Origin of the sequence: Pseudotabrizicola algicola (genome assembly GCF_010915705.1) — a bacterium.
Taxonomy (GTDB): Bacteria; Pseudomonadota; Alphaproteobacteria; order Rhodobacterales; family Rhodobacteraceae; genus Pseudotabrizicola; species Pseudotabrizicola algicola.
The window spans coordinates 300,657-314,273 of record NZ_JAAIKE010000002.1 but is presented as its reverse complement, the minus strand read 5'-3'; the positions used below and the strand labels follow the sequence as shown (position 1 = coordinate 314,273).

14 protein-coding genes are annotated in these 13,617 nt (G+C 64.8%); 2 read left to right on the top strand and 12 right to left on the bottom strand.

Annotated elements, in window-relative coordinates; translation table 11 throughout:
• Nucleotides 1–2: 2 nt before the first annotated feature.
• The 10 genes from G3572_RS08070 to zapE all read right to left on the bottom strand — a co-directional run bounded on the left by G3572_RS08070 (nucleotide 3) and on the right by zapE (nucleotide 9,183).
• Nucleotides 3–848 (bottom strand): CheR family methyltransferase, encoded by an 846-nt coding sequence (locus G3572_RS08070; RefSeq protein ID WP_164610593.1) that lies wholly within the window; start codon nucleotides 846–848, stop codon nucleotides 3–5.
• Between the two features lies 1 nt (nucleotide 849).
• Nucleotides 850–1,341, bottom strand: a complete 492-nt coding sequence (locus tag G3572_RS08065) for a chemotaxis protein CheW (protein ID WP_164610591.1) — start codon at nucleotides 1,339–1,341, stop codon at nucleotides 850–852.
• An 11-nt stretch (nucleotides 1,342–1,352) separates the two neighbouring features.
• Nucleotides 1,353–3,020 carry a methyl-accepting chemotaxis protein gene (locus G3572_RS08060; RefSeq protein ID WP_164610589.1) on the bottom strand — a complete coding sequence of 556 codons (1,668 nt, stop codon included), beginning with the start codon at nucleotides 3,018–3,020 and terminating at the stop codon, nucleotides 1,353–1,355.
• 11 nt (nucleotides 3,021–3,031) lie between these two features.
• Complete coding sequence (locus tag G3572_RS08055; protein WP_164610587.1) at nucleotides 3,032–3,505, bottom strand: chemotaxis protein CheW; 474 nt, start codon at nucleotides 3,503–3,505, stop codon at nucleotides 3,032–3,034.
• Nucleotides 3,502–5,535 carry a chemotaxis protein CheA gene (locus G3572_RS08050; protein WP_164610585.1) on the bottom strand — a complete coding sequence of 678 codons (2,034 nt, stop codon included), beginning with the start codon at nucleotides 5,533–5,535 and terminating at the stop codon, nucleotides 3,502–3,504. The genes G3572_RS08055 and G3572_RS08050 overlap by 4 nt, the downstream gene beginning before the upstream one ends.
• A gap of 1 nt (nucleotide 5,536) precedes the next feature.
• Nucleotides 5,537–5,902, bottom strand: coding sequence for a response regulator (locus G3572_RS08045; RefSeq protein ID WP_164610583.1), 366 nt, complete (start codon nucleotides 5,900–5,902; stop codon nucleotides 5,537–5,539).
• A 49-nt stretch (nucleotides 5,903–5,951) separates the two neighbouring features.
• Entirely contained in the window at nucleotides 5,952–6,233 is a 282-nt protein-coding gene (locus G3572_RS08040; protein ID WP_164610580.1) for an STAS domain-containing protein, read from the bottom strand.
• Nucleotides 6,234–6,367: 134 nt separating this feature from the next.
• Nucleotides 6,368–7,159 carry a carbohydrate ABC transporter permease gene (locus tag G3572_RS08035; RefSeq protein ID WP_164610578.1) on the bottom strand — a complete coding sequence of 264 codons (792 nt, stop codon included), beginning with the start codon at nucleotides 7,157–7,159 and terminating at the stop codon, nucleotides 6,368–6,370.
• On the bottom strand, nucleotides 7,156–8,031 hold the full coding sequence (locus G3572_RS08030; protein ID WP_164610576.1) for a carbohydrate ABC transporter permease: 876 nt from the start codon (nucleotides 8,029–8,031) through the stop codon (nucleotides 7,156–7,158). The genes G3572_RS08035 and G3572_RS08030 overlap by 4 nt, the downstream gene beginning before the upstream one ends.
• A 69-nt stretch (nucleotides 8,032–8,100) precedes the next feature.
• Nucleotides 8,101–9,183 (bottom strand): cell division protein ZapE, encoded by a 1,083-nt coding sequence (zapE, locus tag G3572_RS08025; protein ID WP_164611298.1) that lies wholly within the window; start codon nucleotides 9,181–9,183, stop codon nucleotides 8,101–8,103.
• 114 nt (nucleotides 9,184–9,297) lie between these two features.
• Between zapE and G3572_RS08020 the strand changes: the two genes are divergently transcribed.
• Nucleotides 9,298–10,905 carry an alpha-amylase family glycosyl hydrolase gene (locus G3572_RS08020; RefSeq protein WP_164611296.1) on the top strand — a complete coding sequence of 536 codons (1,608 nt, stop codon included), beginning with the start codon at nucleotides 9,298–9,300 and terminating at the stop codon, nucleotides 10,903–10,905.
• Here the strand turns inward: G3572_RS08020 and G3572_RS08015 are convergent.
• Nucleotides 10,892–11,362: a GNAT family N-acetyltransferase gene (locus G3572_RS08015; protein ID WP_164610574.1), complete on the bottom strand. Its 471-nt coding sequence runs from the start codon at nucleotides 11,360–11,362 to the stop codon at nucleotides 10,892–10,894. The genes G3572_RS08020 and G3572_RS08015 overlap by 14 nt on opposite strands.
• On the bottom strand, nucleotides 11,359–12,234 hold the full coding sequence (gene serB, locus G3572_RS08010) for a phosphoserine phosphatase SerB (protein WP_164610572.1): 876 nt from the start codon (nucleotides 12,232–12,234) through the stop codon (nucleotides 11,359–11,361). Before serB ends, G3572_RS08015 begins: the two co-directional genes overlap by 4 nt.
• A gap of 149 nt (nucleotides 12,235–12,383) precedes the next feature.
• Between serB and G3572_RS08005 the strand changes: the two genes are divergently transcribed.
• Nucleotides 12,384–13,541, top strand: a complete 1,158-nt coding sequence (locus G3572_RS08005) for a phosphoserine transaminase (RefSeq protein WP_164610570.1) — start codon at nucleotides 12,384–12,386, stop codon at nucleotides 13,539–13,541.
• Nucleotides 13,542–13,617 lie beyond the last annotated feature (76 nt).

Genomic DNA, 13,617 nt, shown 5'->3' with positions numbered 1-13,617 from the left:
AGTCAGTTCTTCTGAAAAATCGTCGGCTTGACCTGCCGCAAGGCGCTGCACCGCACGACCATGCTTTCGGCATGGCCCACGATCAGATACCCGCCGGGTCGCAGATGCCCTGCCAGGCGATCGACGACCTGTTCCTTGGTGGCGGGGTCGAAATAGATCAGGATGTTGCGCAGGAAGATCACGTCGACGTCACGGTCGACCGGATATCTGGTGTCCATCAGGTTGAGGTTGCGGAACTTGACCCGCCGCCGCAGGTCCGGCACCACGCGGGCCTTGCCCGCAAGGCCGGGATCACGCGAGGACAAGAAATACCGGCGCAGCAGTTCCGGCGGCACGGTGGTAAGCTGGTCGGTGCCATAGACGGCCGCATTGGCGCGTTCGACCATGCGCTCGCTGAGGTCGGTGCCGAGGATGGCAAAGTCGAAATCGTGGCCCCCCCGCCGTGCCTCTTCCAGCATCATGGCGGCGGTATAGGCCTCGGCCCCTTCGGACGAGGCGGCCGACCACAGTTTGAGCCGCGCCGGTCGCCCCGGGCGGCCCCGCGCGGCGACCTTTGGCGCGATGGTTTCGACCAGAAAGTCGAAATGATTGGGTTCGCGGAAAAAACTGGTGGTGTTGGTGGTGATCAGGTCGATCACGGTGCGCAGTTCGTTGTCGGGCAGGCTGCCGCCCAGCAACTGTTCAAGATAGCTTTCGGTATCGGTGAGGCCAAAGGCCACGACGCGCCGGCGCAAGCGCTGGTCGATCATCTGGACCTTGCTGGGAGGAAGGCTGATCCCCGTGAGTGACCGTATCAGTTCGCGGAAGCGGTCACGATGCGGGGTCTTCGGAGATGCGGCTTCGATCATGTCAGGCCACCGCCTCGGCGTCTTCGGCGATGGCGGGGGCCTTTGCCAGTTCGATGCGGTCAAAGAGGCGGTCGAGGTCAAGCACGCTGACCACCTCGCCCTTGCGCCGCCCGATTCCGGCGATGGCGCTGCCGGACCAGCGCAGCAGCTCCGCCTCTTCCAGCGGGCGCAACTGCGGATCATCCAGCGCGGTGACCTCGATCACGCGGTCGGTCTTGATCCCGAGGATCACGCGGCCCGTGCCATAGGACACCCAGACCACGAGGATGCGGCTTTGTGCCGTATCCTCGCCTTTGGGTCTGCCGAGCAGGCAGCGCAGATCGACCACCGGAATGTTCGCGCCGCGCAGGTCGATGATGCCGATCAGGTGGGCGGGTGCGTTGGGCATCGCCGCCACCGGACGCAGGTCAAGGATTTCCTGCACCCGGCTGACCGGAACCGCATACAGCGACATGTCTGCGATGAAGGTGACCACATCCACGCTTTCGCTCATGGCGGACACCCTCAGGCCGCGCTGCGGCTGCTGAAGCGGGCGTCGAGATCGTCCGCTGCGTCGCCAAGATCGAAGTCGAAGCCGCCATCGACCGCCACGGGGCGGGCCTTGGCTTTTGCTGCCCCGCGCGAGGCGAGGGACACCTTGCGCTGGGTTGCCGGTTTTTGCGACATGCCTTCGTCGGTGCGGAAGAAGCCAATGGCTTCGGCAAGCGCATCGGCCTGGCTGGCCAGTTCGGAGGCGCTGGACGACAGCTGTTCGGCGGCAGAGGTGTTTTCCTGCGTGACCTTGTCAAGCTGCTGGATCGACACGCTGATCTGTGCCGAGCCGGTGGCGAGTTCGCGCGAGGCGACGGTGATTTCGGTCACCAGCGCCGAGGTCTTCTCGATATCGGGGACAAGGCCCAGCAGCATTTCGCCCGCGCTTGCCGCCGTGCGCACGGTCGAGGCCGAGAGCGAGGAGATTTCAGCCGCTGCGGTCTGGCTGCGTTCGGCCAGTTTGCGCACTTCGGCGGCCACCACGGCAAAGCCGCGGCCATGTTCGCCCGCGCGGGCCGCTTCGACCGCGGCGTTGAGCGCCAGAAGGTCGGTCTGGCGTGCGATTTCCTGCACGATCATGATGCGGTCGGCGATGGTCTGCATGGCCTGCACGGCATCGGCCACGGCCTTGCCGCTCTGGCGGGCGTCTTGCGCGGATTTGGTCGCGATGGTTTCGGTCAGCGAGGCGTTGTCCGAGCTTTGCTTGATGTTTGCGGCCATCTGTTCGACGGCTGCCGAAGATTCCTCGGTCGAGGCGGCCTGCTGGGTGGCGCCCTGCGTCAGTTCTTCCGATGTGGCCGCCATCTGGGTCGAGCCAGAGGCCACGTTGCGCGCGGCGCTGTTCACCGCGCCGACGACTTCGCGCAGCTTGGTGATCATGTCGTTTTGGGCGCGCAGAAGATCGGTGACTTCGTCATTGCCCTTGAGCGTGGGCGATTTGCGCAGATCGCCCTCGGCAACCAGTTGCGCCAGCGCTACGGCCTGCTTGAGCCCGCGCGAGATGCCGATCAGGATCAGGGTGACCGAGATGAGCGCGATGACCGCCGAGACCGAGAAGAGCAGGATCATTTCCTGACGCGAGGTTGCATATTGCGCGGCGGTCGCGTTCTCGTTGGCGCGGGCGCGTTCCGTCACGATGCGGCGCATTTCGCCCAGGGATGTCGTGATGGCCTCGGCGCTGCGCTGGCCGTCAATGTGATAGAGCGTGTTTGCAAGATCGCCTTGGCCTGCCAGTTCGGCCTGCACAATTCGGCCGTTCAGGTTGTAGGCGTCTTTGTGGATTTGCTCGAACGTATCGATGGCGCGCGTCATCTCGTCGGATGACGCGGTTGCACGCAACTCTGCGATAAGCCGGTCGACGTTCGCGGCCTGGGTTTCGATTTCCTTGCGCAGATTGGGAATGTGATCGGCCGGGGCGTTCGGCAGGCCGATCAGAACTCGTCCAACCGCCAGACGGACACTCAGCTTCGCCGTGACGATGTCCTCGATCTCGAGCAGTTGGGCGACGTCCACCTCCAGCGCGTTGTTGTAGTTTTCATTCGCAACGCCCAGCTTTGTCACGGCCAGGAAGGTTGAAAAGCCCCAAAGCACGAAGACAAGGGTCAGCGTGCCGATCAGTTTCGCTTTGATTGTCAGTCTCATGGCAAGCTCCTTCAGAGCTGGTTGGCAAGGTTTGCGAAGATCATCTCGAGGTTGGGCAGCAGCACGAAGCCGCTGGCGCCCCGGTAAAGACCAGTCAGATAATCGGGTGGCCAGGCCTGCGCGGTGGTCGGGACAGGCTCGATCAGATGCGTCTCGACCGTGGTGACCTCGTGGACCGCATCGGCAGAGATGGCGACGACTGCCGCTTCGCCGCCGAGGGTGATTTCCAGCACGAGGATGCGGCGACGCTCGTCATGGCCCTCGTTGGTGATCGACAGCACATGCTTGAGGTCGGCCAGAGGCACGACCGAGCCGCGCACGTTCACCACACCCGGCACATGCGGGCCGGCGCCCGGCACCCGCGTGACCGGCAGCGGATCAAGGATTTCGCGCAGGAGAGGCGCAGGGATCGCGAGGGTCTGCGCCCCCAGTGCCATTGTCACCACGGTGACGGTCCTGTCGCGTTTGATGTCTTGCAGTCTCATGCCGCCACCTCCCGGCCTTGCGGCTCTTGCTGGCTGCGGCCCATGCCGACGAGATGGGCCACATCGAGGATGAGCGCCACCGAGCCGTCGCCAAGGATCGTGGCCCCCGAAACCGCCCGCACACCGGCGTGCAGTTTCGACATCTGCTTGATGACCGTCTGGTTGGTCCCGACGATCCGGTCCACCACGAGGCCGACACGGTTTTCACCCGACATCACGATCACCACGTTCTGTTCGGGTCCGGGCTGTCCGGCACAGTCGAACATGGCGCGCATCCGAAGGAACGGCACGAAGCGCCCGCGGATATCGAGAAAATCACCCGACTTTTTCGGCTGTGCCTTGTCGGCGGGCAGCTCGACGATTTCCTGCACGCTGGCCATCGGCAGGGTGTAGCGCTCGCCCGCGACTTCGATCAGCAGGCCCTCGATGATGGCCAGTGTCAGCGGCAGGCGCAGGGTGACGGTGGTGCCGTGGCCCATCTTCGATTCGATCTCGAGACTGCCGCGCAGGCTTTCGATGGTGCGGCGCACCACATCCATGCCCACGCCGCGCCCCGAAAGCTCGGTGACCTTTTCGGCGGTCGAGAAGCCCGGTTCGAACACCAGCGCGAAAATCTGCGATTCCGTCAGGATGGTATCGGCGGAAATCAGGCCCTGCGCCACGGCCTTGGCCCGGATGCGTGCCGGGTCCATGCCGCGCCCGTCGTCACGCACGCGGATCAGCACCTCGGCCCCGGCGTGTTCGGCGGAAAGCTCGATCAGGCCGACATGCGCCTTGGCGGTTTCCGCGCGTTGCTCTTGCGTTTCCATACCGTGGTCGATGGCATTGCGCAGGATATGCACCAGCGGATCGGCCAGCTTTTCGATCACGGTCTTGTCGAGCTTGGTATCTTCGCCGATCACCGAAAACTCGACCGGTTTGCCCAGTTTGTCGGACAGGTCGAGCACCAGCCGCCGGAAGCGCGCGACGAGCGAACGGATCGGCACCATGCGCATGGTCATGGTGGCGTCGCGCAGGCCTGCGGCCAGACGGGTAATCTGTTCGGCGGTGGTGATGAGCGCCGGATCGCGGTTTTCCCGCGCCAGTTCGGTCAGCCGTGCTTCGAGGATCACCAGTTCGCCCACGGCGTCCATCAGCGCATCCAGCCGCTCGGCAGGAACACGCACCGTCGCACCGGCAGCATCGGCGGGCTTTTCGCGCGCGGGGGCGCCGGGGGGCGCTGCGGCGGCGGGGGGCGGGGCGGTGTCTGCCGCAGGGGGTGCGTGCAGGGTGACGGCGGTCTCTGCCACGGCGTCGCCAGACGGGGCGGGCGCTGCGGGTTCGGCGGGAACCAGCGACCAGTCGGCATCGACGAACATGAACACTTCTTCAAGCTGCTGGGCCGAAATCTCGGCAGGCAGCGACATGGACCAGCCGAGCCAGCAATCTTCGACATCGAGACGATCCAGCGAGGGAAGCTCTGTCAGATCGGCGGTGATCTCTGTCGCGCCAAGGCCGCGCAATTCATCGAGCAGGATTTCGGGGCGCGCCCCCATCGCAAAGGCACCTGACGAGAGGCGAAAGCGCAGGTGCGAGGGGCCGGAGGGCGCGGCAGGCAGATCGGGCGCAGGGCCTTGGCCGTTGGCCTGTGCGCCGGCTTCGGCGGAGGCGGCGGGAGGCTGGCCGGGGTTCATCAGGCCGACCAGTGCGGCAAGGATGCCATCGCGCCGCCCGTCCGGGTCCGGTTCGTTATCGACCAGACCCGGAATTTCGTCCTTGGCCGCCAGAGCGAGACGCAGGATTTCCGGCCCGACGGGCAGCACACCGGCGCGGATGCGGTCAAACACGGTTTCAAATTCGTGGATGAAGGCGGCCAGATCGGTAAAGCCGAACATGGCCCCGCTGCCCTTGACGGTGTGCAGGTCCCGAAAGACCTGATTGACCAGACCCATATCGGTGGGCCGTGACTTGAGGTCCAGAAGGCCCTTTTCAAGGCTTTCCAGCAGGTCACGCAATTCCTCGCGAAAGATGGCGGACATTTCGTCGGACATATCAGCCCAGCACTTTCCTGATGACGGCCAGAAGTTTGTCTTGGGTGAAGGGCTTGACCATCCAGCCCAAGGCTCCGGCCTCACGGGCCTGCGTCTTGAGCGTATCTTCGGAATCGGTGGACAAGACCACGATGGGAACGCCCTTGCCGCTGGGGTGCTGGCGCAGGGCGCGGATGAAGCCCAGACCGTCGAGGTTGGGCATGTTCTGGTCGGTGATGACGGCATCGACGGGATTGGCGAGCGCTTTGTTCAGCCCGTCCTGGCCATCGACCGCTTCGATGACCTTATACCCTGCTTCTTCGAGGGTCATGACGATCATCCGGCGGATCGAGGGCGAGTCATCGATCGTAAGCACTGTCTTCGACATTCAAGTTTCTTTCCTAAGCTACCTGCACGTTGAAACCGGGCAGTATTCGTCAGGCCGGTGGCGACCCGAAAACCGTGCGCAGCGCCAGCCGGTCCAGAAGGTTTGCCAGCGCACCCGCCTCTGGGGTGTCTATCTGCAAGATGTGTTCCGTTTTCCGGGCGGTGCAGAAGGCGGAGAGCAAAACCTGCACGATGGCGCTGTCGATGGAGGCCAGTCCGGCGGTTGTGATCTGCACATCGCCGCCCGCAAGCGCATCGGCGAGCGTGGCCCTGAGAGCCGCGGCATCTGCGGCACGCTGCGCGCCGCTTAGGTCTATTGTCGTTTGGGCCATTCCTCGCGCGCCTTTCTGGAAGAACTGACGATGCGGCATGTCAGCTTTCTAGAACGGCGGTGCGTTGCCTTTGTTTAGCGCCGACGGCTGCATCTGCGCGGCGGGTGGCGGCAATCGGGGGCTATGGGCGGAGGTCAGGTCCTGATGACGAAGCCGCGGGCGATGTGGTTGCGCACGAACCAGATCATCGCAAGGCCCGGCAGCAGGGAGAAGATGGTCATCGCCATCACCAGCCCGAAGTCGGTCTGGAAGGTGAAGAGCGCGTTGATCGCCATGGTGATCGGTTTGCCATCGGTCACGGTGAGGATGCGGGCGAAGACCACCTCGACCCATGAGAACACGAAGCAGAAGAAGGCGGCGACCCCGATGCCGGGGGCGATGGCGGGGATCAGGTGGCGCAGGAAAAAGCCGGGCAGGCTGTGGCCATCGAGAAAGGCGGTCTCGTCAAACTCGCGCGGGACGGCGGCGATGAAGCTTTCCAGAATCCAGATCGCGATGGGCAGGTTGAACAGGCAATGCACCAGCGCGATGCCGACGGGGGAATTCACCAGCCCGAACTGGGCGAAGAGGATGAAGATGGGCAGCGACAGCACGACGGGCGGCGTGACGCGGAAGGCCAGCATCAGGAACAGGAAATGCCGGTCGCCGACAAAGCGGTAGCGCGCGAAGGCATAGGCGGCGGGCAGGCCCGCGATCAGGCAGAGCGCTACATTCAGCAGCACATATACCAGCGAATTGCGCAGCGAGTCGACCAGCGCGGGCGAGGCAAAGATGTTGCGGTAGTTGATCAGGCTGATCTCGCCCTCTGTCACGCCGTCATGCGGCAGGGTGGCCGTGAAGCTGAGCAGGATGGTCTGCGCCAGCGGCAACAGGATGAAGCCTGCCAGCGCGACAAGCGCCAGAGCCGTCGGGATGCGCCGGATCATGCCATGCCCCTTTCCGCGCTGCGTTTGCGCTGGTCCGTCGCGGTGACAAAGACGCGCACCACGGCGACGACGATGAGGAAATACACCATCGCATGGGCGGCGGCCGAGCCGTAGCTGAAGCCCTTGATCTCCTCTCCCAAGGCGAGGGAAAGGAAGGTGGTGGCCCCGTTCGGACCGCCTGCGTTGATGGCAAATGCCTCGGTGTAGATCATGAAGCTGTCGACGAAGCGCAGCAGGATGACGATGAACAGCGCCCCCATGATGCGGGGCAGTTCGATGAAGCGGAACCGCTGCCAGCGCGAGGCCCCGTCGATCGCGGCGGCCTGATGATAGGCGGGGGGGATGCCCGACAGGCCGGCATAGGCAAGGATCACCACCAGACCCAGCCAGTGCCATGTGTCCATCACGACAAGCAGCGCCCAAGTGTGCCACGCGGTGAACTTGTAATCGAAGGCGATGCCGAGGGCCCGCATCGCCTGCCCCGCCAGTCCGGTGTCGGGGTTGACCAGTGACAGCCACATGATGGGGATCATGTTCCACGGCACCACCAGCGGCACCGCGACCAGCAGGAGCATGAGCCGGCCAAGCCGCCCCGCGCGCAGCAGCATCAGCGCCACCGCGATGCCGAGCGGCAGTTGCACGCCCAAGGCCAGCGCCGAGAACAGAAGGCTGCGGGCAAGGCTGGCGTGGAAGGCGGGCGAGGTGATGATGCTTTCATACCATTCCGCGCCGACCCAGTGCATGGAATCGAGCATGAAGATGTCATGGAAGGAAAAATTCAGCACCGTGACCAGAGGAACGAGTCCGACAAAGGCCATCAGGGCCGAGGCTGGCAGCAGCAAAAGCCACGCCCGGTTGTCTTGTGGTTTCATGCAGAAGGGTCCATGCGCGCGAAGGGTTGTCCTACCCTTGACGGATCGCGTGCAGGTGGCAAGGCAGAATTACCCTTGCCCCCAACCTGCGCCCTGCATTTCCCGCAACCTGCTGGCGGTGCGTTCGAATTCGAAGCTGCCGGTGCCTTCGGTGTAGAGGCGTTCGGGTTCATCTGCCGCCGAGCAGATGAGGCGCACCTTTGCCTCGTAAAGCGCGTCGATCAGCAGGACGAAGCGCTTGGCCTCGTTGTAATTGCTGGCGGAAAGCTGGGGGATGTCCTCGACGATCAGGACGCGGACGGCGTCGGCGATGGCGAGGAAATCGGCGGCGCCGAGGGGGCGGGCGCAAAGCTCCCAGAACGTGGCGCGGCCGATGCCGTTGGCAAAGCGGGGCAGTTCCACCGTGCGGCCGTTGACCGGCAATTTCAGCGGCTGGCCAATGCCGCCGCCGGTGAGGTCGGCCCAGATGGCATCGATCTGCGCGCGGGCCTTGCCGGCGGGGTGGAAATAGACCTGCGCGCCAGCAAGCCGGTGCTGACGGTAGTCATTCGGGCTTTCCAGTTCATGCACGATCATCTTTTCGCGCAGAAGGGCGATGAAGGGCAGGAACAGCGCGCGGTTGAGGCCGTTGAGATAGAGGTCTTCCGGCACGCGGTTGGAGGTGGTGACGATGACCACCCCTGCGGCAAACAGTTTTTCAAACAGGCGGCCCACGATCATCGCGTCGGTGATGTCGGTGATCTGCATTTCATCGAAGGCGAGCAGGCGGGTGCCTTTGACGATTGCCTCGGCCACCGGTGCGATGGGGTCTTCGACGCCCCTTTGCCGCGCGGCGTGGATGCCGTGGTGGACTTCCTGCATGAAGGCGTGGAAGTGCACGCGGCGTTTCTGGGCGATCTCGGTCGCGTCGGTGAAGAGGTCCATCAGCATGGATTTGCCGCGCCCGACCCCGCCCCAGAGGTAGAGGCCGCGAGGCGGTGTCAGCGGTTTGGCGAAGAGCCCCGCAAACAGGCCGGTGCGGCGGGTGGCGTTCTGTTCGAGCCAGATGCGCAGCGATTCCAGTTCCGGCAGCACCGCATGCTGCGCCGGATCGGGCCGCAGGGTGCCTGCCGCGATGCGGGCGTCGTAGATCTGGGTCAGGGTCTGGCGCATGGGGTTGGTATACATCTGTATGCCGGGCGCGGGCAACAGGGCGATTGTGCCGATTCCGGCTTGAAGGCCCGATTCAAAACGGTTTGAGTGGCGAAAAGCGTGTGGGGTGCGGCAATGGCGGAATGGTGGCGTGGGTCGGTGACCTATCAGGTTTATCCGAGGTCCTTTCAGGATTCCAACGGCGACGGAATCGGCGATCTGGCCGGGATCACCGCGCGGTTGCCGCATCTGGCCGCCTTGGGGGTGGATGCGGTCTGGCTGTCGCCGATCTTCAAAAGCCCGATGGCCGATATGGGCTATGACGTGTCGGATTACACCGATGTGGACCCGCTGTTCGGCGATCTGGCGGGGTTTGATGCGATGGTGGCGCGGGCGCATGAGCTTGGGCTTAAGGTCATCATCGATCAGGTGATTTCGCATTCCTCGGATCAGCACCCGTTTTTCCGCGAAAGCCGGATGAGCCGGGATAACCCGCGCGCCGACTGGTATGTCTGGGCCGATGCCAAGCCCGATGGCAGCCCGCCGAACAACTGGCTGTCGGTGTTCGGCGGGTCTGCGTGGGAGTGGGACTCGCGGCGGCGGCAGTACTACCTGCACAACTTTCTGCCGAGCCAGCCGGATTTCAACTTCCACAACCCTGCGGTTCAGGATTGGGCGCTGGAGGTGTTGCGGTTCTGGCTGGAGCGGGGGGTGGACGGGTTCCGGCTGGATACGGTGAACTATTATTTCCATGACGATCAGTTGCGGCCCAACGGTCCGATGCCGGGCCGTGACAACCGCCCGCCCGTCAACCCCTATGACATGCAGGATCACCTGTTTTCCAAGTCGCGCCCCGAGAACATCGGCTGGCTGGAGCGGTTGCGGGCGCTGACGGATGAATACGAAGGCCGCACGATGGTGGGCGAGGTGGGCGATGCGGCATGGCGCAATGTGGCGATCATGGCCGAATATACCCAGCCGGGGCGGCTGCACATGGCCTACAGTTTTGACATGCTGGGGCCGGAGTTTACCGCAGGGCATTTCCGCGAGAAGATCGAAGGTTTCTTTCAGGGCGCGCCCGAGGGCTGGCCGATGTGGGCCTTTTCCAACCATGACGTGATCCGCCACGCGACGCGCTGGGCCGATCACGGCGCGGCGGATGCGGTGGCAAAGCAGGCTGCGGCGCTTCTGCTGTCCTTCGAAGGCTCGGTCTGCCTTTACCAGGGCGAGGAGGTGGGGCAGACCGAAACCGATGTGCTGTTCGAAGAACTGACCGACCCGCCGGGGATACGCTTCTGGCCCGATTACAAGGGCCGCGACGGCTGCCGCACGCCGATGGTCTGGGACCGCTCGGCGCATGGCGGGTTTTCCGAGGTGAAGCCGTGGTTGCCGGTGAAGGCACCGCAACTGGCGCGGAATGTGGCGGATCAGGACGGGGTGCCGGGGTCGGTGCTGGAGTTCTACCGCGAGATGCTGGCCTACCGGCGCGCGACGCCGGCCCTGCGGCTTGGGCGGACGCGGTTCTTCAACCTGCCCGAACCTGTGCTGGGCTTTGCGCGGGGCGAGGGGCTGGCCTGCGTGTTCAACCTGTCACCGCGTCCGGTGGTGGTGCAGGCGGCGGGGCAGTTGGCCGCAGGCGCGCCCTGCCATGCCGCGCATCTGGAGGCGGGGCGGCTGACGCTGGGGCCGAACGGCTTTGCCTTTGTGGCGGGCGAGGCGGAGTTGCTGCTCAGCGCAGGCTGAGCTTGCGGTGGATGCGCCCGACCACTTGTCCGGTGGACAGGGCATAATCCGGTTCCGCGCCGATATCGGCAAAGCCGAGGCGGGCGTAATAGGCCAGACCGGGGGTGTTGTCGGCGCGGATGGTGGCGAAGATCTCGGTGAGGCCCCTCTCGCGGCAGAGGCTTCGGGTCAGGGCGAACATCTGCGCGCCGGTGCCTTTGGCCTGCACGTCGGGGTCGACGAAACTGCCGATATGCGCCTCGGCACCATGCCAGCCGACGGCCTGCCAGCCGATGATCCGGCCCCCGCTTTCGGCCACGACACAGGTGAGGGTGGCTGGCCCGTCGATATAATCGCGCCGCACGGTTTCGGCGCTTTTCGGGGTTTCATGCGCGGTGGTGCCGCCGATGGCGATGATGCGGTTCAGCAGATCGGCCATCGCGCCCGCATCGGCGGGGGTGGCGGGGCGGGTCATCATGCCACAAACTCCTCGCGCGTGTAGCCCTGCAGGTAGAGCAGCGCGGTCAGATCGCCGTGGTTCACGCGCAGGCTGCATTGCGCTGCCACGGCAGGTTTGGCGTGCAGCGCGACGCCCGCGCCCGCCCGGTTGAGCATGGCAAGATCATTGGCCCCGTCGCCAACCGCAATGGCGTCTTCGGGCGTCAGGCCGAGGCGGGCGGTGATGGCGAGCAGGGCATCAAGCTTGGCCTGCTTGCCAAGGATCGGCTCGGCTACTTGCCCTGTCAGCTTGCCATCCGCCACCAGAAGCGTGTTGGCGCGGTGTTCGTCAAAGCCGAGGGTTTGCGCGATGCTGGCGGTAAAGGCGGTGAAGCCGCCCGACACCAGCGCCGCATGGGCCCCGTTGGCCCGCATGGTCGCCAGAAGGGCGCGGCCCCCCGGCATCAGGGTGATGCGGTCGCGGATCACGCGGGCGATGGTGGCTTCGGGCAGGTCTTTCAGCAGGCCCACCCTTTCGCGCAAGGCGGATTCGAAATCCAGCTCGCCATTCATCGCCCGCGCAGTGATGCCCGCCACATAGGCGCCCACCCCCGCCTCGTCGGCCAGCTCGTCGATGCATTCCTGCTGGATCATCGTGCTGTCCATATCGGCGATGAGCAGGCGTTTGCGGCGGTTGGCGGCAGGTTGCACCGCCAGATCGACCCGCAGGGGTTGCAGGCCGGCCCAGACCTCCCAGAGATTCGCGGGCAGGGATTCGAGCGGGAATTCGGCGGCGACGCCCGGATCGAGCCAATGCGCATCGCCCCCGCCCCAGGCATTGCGCAGGGATTCCACCGTGGCGCGGTCCAGCACCGGGGTTTCGGGATTGGTCAGGAGGGTGGCGATGAACATGGACGATCCTTTGGCAGGCGGCGCGTCGCTTTCGCGCGCCGATGCGCCGCTTTACGACGATTTTCCCCCTTGTGCCAGAGTGTGCCGCCCTGTATGCGCGTCAGTGGGACACCCTTCCCCAACGAAGGGCATTTATCTGTGAGGATACCATGGCTGATCTGATCGCCCCGGCTGCGCGCCCGGCAAACCCGCGCTTTTCTTCCGGCCCCTGTGCCAAGATCCCCGGTTTTTCGCTCGATATGCTTGCTGACGCGCCTCTGGGCCGCTCGCACCGTGCCGCCGTCGGCAAGGCCAAGCTGAAAGAGGCGATCGACCTGACCCGCGAGATTCTCGGCGTGCCTGCCGATTACCGCATCGGCATCGTCCCCGGTTCCGACACCGGCGCGGTCGAGATGGCGATGTGGTCGCTTCTGGGTGCGCGCCCGGTGGAAATGCTGGCCTGGGAAAGCTTTGGCGAAGGCTGGGTGACCGATGTGGTCAAGCAGCTGAAGCTGGATGCCAAGGTCAAGAAAGCGCCCTACGGGCAGATCGTGGATTTCTCGACCGTCGATTTCGACAGCGACGTGGTGTTCACCTGGAACGGCACCACCAGCGGCTGCCGCCTGCCCGATGCCGGGGCCATTCCGGCCGACCGCAAGGGCCTGACCATTTGCGATGCGACCTCTGCCGCCTTTGCGATGGAGATGGACTGGGCCAAGCTGGATGTGGTGACCTTCTCCTGGCAGAAGGTGCTGGGCGGCGAGGGCGCGCATGGCGTGCTGATCCTGAGCCCGCGGGCGGTAGAACGGCTTGAAACCTATACCCCCGCATGGCCGCTGCCGAAGATCTTCCGCCTGACCGCCAAGGGCAAGCTGATCGAGGGGATTTTCACCGGCGAGACGATCAACACCCCGTCGATGATGGCGGTGGAGGATTATCTGGTCGCGCTGAAATGGGCCAAGTCGGTGGGCGGGCTGCAAGGGCTGGTGGCGCGGGCCAAGGCCAATGCGCAGGTTGTCTGGGATTTCTGCGCGGCAAACCCGTGGCTGCAGAATCTGGCCGAGACGCCCGAGATTGCCTCGACCACCAGCGTGTGCCTCAAGTTCGCCGATGCGCGGATCGTCGATGGCGAGTCTTTTGCCAAGGCGGTTGCCAAACGGCTGGAAAAGGCGGGCGTCGCCTATGACATCGGCGCTTATCGCGATGCGCCGGCGGGCCTGCGCATCTGGTGCGGATCGACGGTGGAAACCTCGGACGTGGCCGCGCTGATGCCGTGGATCGCCCATGCCTTCGAGGCCGAGATCGCGGCGCAAGCGCAAGCGGCCTGACCCTGACCCTTTGCTCATCGCTCCCTTCGGGCGCTCTTCGCTGAGAAGCGCCCGGAGGGAGCGACGAAGCCTTCCC

Coding starts and splice junctions, on each gene's coding strand:
- G3572_RS08070 (WP_164610593.1), bottom strand. CDS start 848: ATGATCGAAGCCGCATCTCCGAAGACCCCGCATCGTGACCGCTTCCGC.
- G3572_RS08065 (WP_164610591.1), bottom strand. CDS start 1,341: ATGAGCGAAAGCGTGGATGTGGTCACCTTCATCGCAGACATGTCGCTG.
- G3572_RS08060 (WP_164610589.1), bottom strand. CDS start 3,020: ATGAGACTGACAATCAAAGCGAAACTGATCGGCACGCTGACCCTTGTC.
- G3572_RS08055 (WP_164610587.1), bottom strand. CDS start 3,505: ATGAGACTGCAAGACATCAAACGCGACAGGACCGTCACCGTGGTGACA.
- G3572_RS08050 (WP_164610585.1), bottom strand. CDS start 5,535: ATGTCCGACGAAATGTCCGCCATCTTTCGCGAGGAATTGCGTGACCTG.
- G3572_RS08045 (WP_164610583.1), bottom strand. CDS start 5,902: ATGTCGAAGACAGTGCTTACGATCGATGACTCGCCCTCGATCCGCCGG.
- G3572_RS08040 (WP_164610580.1), bottom strand. CDS start 6,233: ATGGCCCAAACGACAATAGACCTAAGCGGCGCGCAGCGTGCCGCAGAT.
- G3572_RS08035 (WP_164610578.1), bottom strand. CDS start 7,159: ATGATCCGGCGCATCCCGACGGCTCTGGCGCTTGTCGCGCTGGCAGGC.
- G3572_RS08030 (WP_164610576.1), bottom strand. CDS start 8,031: ATGAAACCACAAGACAACCGGGCGTGGCTTTTGCTGCTGCCAGCCTCG.
- zapE (WP_164611298.1), bottom strand. CDS start 9,183: ATGCGCCAGACCCTGACCCAGATCTACGACGCCCGCATCGCGGCAGGC.
- G3572_RS08020 (WP_164611296.1), top strand. CDS start 9,298: ATGGCGGAATGGTGGCGTGGGTCGGTGACCTATCAGGTTTATCCGAGG.
- G3572_RS08015 (WP_164610574.1), bottom strand. CDS start 11,362: ATGATGACCCGCCCCGCCACCCCCGCCGATGCGGGCGCGATGGCCGAT.
- serB (WP_164610572.1), bottom strand. CDS start 12,234: ATGTTCATCGCCACCCTCCTGACCAATCCCGAAACCCCGGTGCTGGAC.
- G3572_RS08005 (WP_164610570.1), top strand. CDS start 12,384: ATGGCTGATCTGATCGCCCCGGCTGCGCGCCCGGCAAACCCGCGCTTT.